Raw genomic sequence first — 2064 nt, forward strand, 5'->3', positions numbered from 1 at the left:
CTCATCTGGGGTTCCCAGTTCAATGTCGTGATCGAACTCATAGTCCAAGATTCATGACTCTCTTCTCCTTTATAATCCAGAAACAAAAACCTCTTCGTCGCCAAACCGTGGTTCAACATACTGAAATACGCCAGTGACTCGTCCGGGTCATTCAAGATATGTTCAACGTCCTCCTGATCCTTGAAAATCAAAGGCACCAAATCTTCCTCTTCCATATCATTGCCCTCCTCTCTTATTGAAATAGGTCTCCATGTTGATTAGGAATATATTCAGGATAATTTTTGCGGTAAAAGTCATCGATCATTCTCAGTAGTGGATCTAACTCTGGATATGGTTCAGGGTCTTGTATATCAATTGTAGCTTCAGGTGTATTCATCAAGAAATCATCAAAATGGTTCGGATTGGGCAAGCCTTGTTTTTTTCGTACATGAAGCAAGAAGAGAATTTCGTATGGATAAAAAGCGTAATCGAAATCACCAAACTCCAGTGAATTTCCTAAATCCGAAGCCAAGGTAGAATGATGATCTGACATCTTAGCGATTAACTCTGTGATCTCGTCTAGATCAGGTGTATTCCAACGATCTAGCACTTCTCTATAGATACCAAGTTCCTCTGGAATCAAGTCACAACGCTTATCTCTATCCTCTAATGTTGATCTGACAGCCGAATGAACATGATCATTGGTTCCTAAAATCGTTTTGTTTGTATATTGCAGATATAACTCTAGCAAAAACCAAATATGTTGTTTCCAATCATTTGCCTCCATGATGTTTTCTCCAAGATGATCGGCGATAAAATCAAAGAATATTCCCTCCTCCTTCGACCACCCAAACATATTTAAATGAATTAAGCCTATCATATTGGATTCAAAAGAGTAATCAATCAACTTCATTTTTGGATAACGGTCTTTATAAATATGCCTACACATGCATTGATAAAATACAACTTGCTGTATCTGTTTTAATCCCTTTGTACTGTTCTTATTATTAATCAAAACCTCATTTTTCCATACAGACAGCCAATAGGAAGAAATTCTATACATATTTATTAATAATATATGATCCTTTTCAGTTTCATTGATTTCTACAATAGCATTATTTTCACTTTTAGCCTCTTCATATTTCATCTGTGTTTTATCCAATGTAATGCCATCAACAAAATTTTTGACATACCTTTTATAAGCCATTTTCATTTTTTTGAGATTTACCATTTGTTCCTCCTTATTTGTTAATTGAGTGACCTATTCCAGTCTTTAACTTTAACAACATCTACTCCGAAACCAACTTTAGTTTTAGAAACATCAGTTTCTACTCTGATATAATCAAATTCCAATCCAGGATTTTCCTTCAATAATTTATCGTATTTTTCGTTGAATTCAGAATATCTTGAATCTTTACTTTTTAACATATTTTCAAAGTAACCTTCTCCTCCTAATTTTTGATTTGTAGAGTATGAGAAATTTCCCCATTCCGATGTCTTGGCCTCAATCATTGTTAATTTAGGTGGTGGGCCTTTGGATAAAAACGTTCCATCTACACCATTTCGACCAACTTGGAATAAATCCGAAATATCCTTGCCCAAGTTGTTATCCTTAGCAATTTGTTTGGCTACTTCCTCTCCAAAGTCACCTTTATCATGATGATAATATTTTGAATTATCTATTTTCCGCTCATACCCTTCTACATTGGATACATCGTAATTATGACTAATATCATCTGGTGTATCCAGCTTATTGGCCAGCTTACTCCGTTCACGCCTTAATTTCTTAAGTTCTTCTTTACTTGCCCCTTCTTTTTCGCGTTTCTTTATTTCTCTATCTAAATCTTCAACTTCTTTTTTGATTTGTTTCTGAGTTTTCCCTTGTGGTTTCTTTTTCTTCCCGCCTCCGGAGTTGCTCATAATCAACATTGCGGACATCAAAATATTCGAATCCGCATAATTACCGAGCATATCTATTGCGGCAGAGAACATCGCATCAGACATCACATCCGCCATCAGGCCATGTGTGAAATCAGTTGCTTTGTTAAGGGCATTCGCCAGTTTCGGCGACTTCATCATCAGATC

1 protein-coding gene and 2 pseudogenes are annotated in these 2064 nt (G+C 36.0%); all 3 read right to left on the reverse strand.

Features of this window, described 5'->3' with window-relative positions; translation table 11 throughout:
- Window positions 1-215 (reverse strand): annotated as a pseudogene (locus A6049_RS29085) (hypothetical protein); the annotation flags it as partial.
- 17 nt (window positions 216-232) lie between these two features.
- Window positions 233-1210 (reverse strand): hypothetical protein, encoded by a 978-nt coding sequence (locus A6049_RS29090; protein WP_063567925.1) that lies wholly within the window; start codon window positions 1208-1210, stop codon window positions 233-235.
- A gap of 17 nt (window positions 1211-1227) precedes the next feature.
- Window positions 1228-2064 (reverse strand): annotated as a pseudogene (locus A6049_RS33805) (ADP-ribosyltransferase); the annotation flags it as partial.

Source organism: Paenibacillus sp. O199 (assembly GCF_001636635.1).
GTDB classification, from domain to species: Bacteria; Bacillota; Bacilli; order Paenibacillales; family Paenibacillaceae; genus Paenibacillus; species Paenibacillus marchantiae.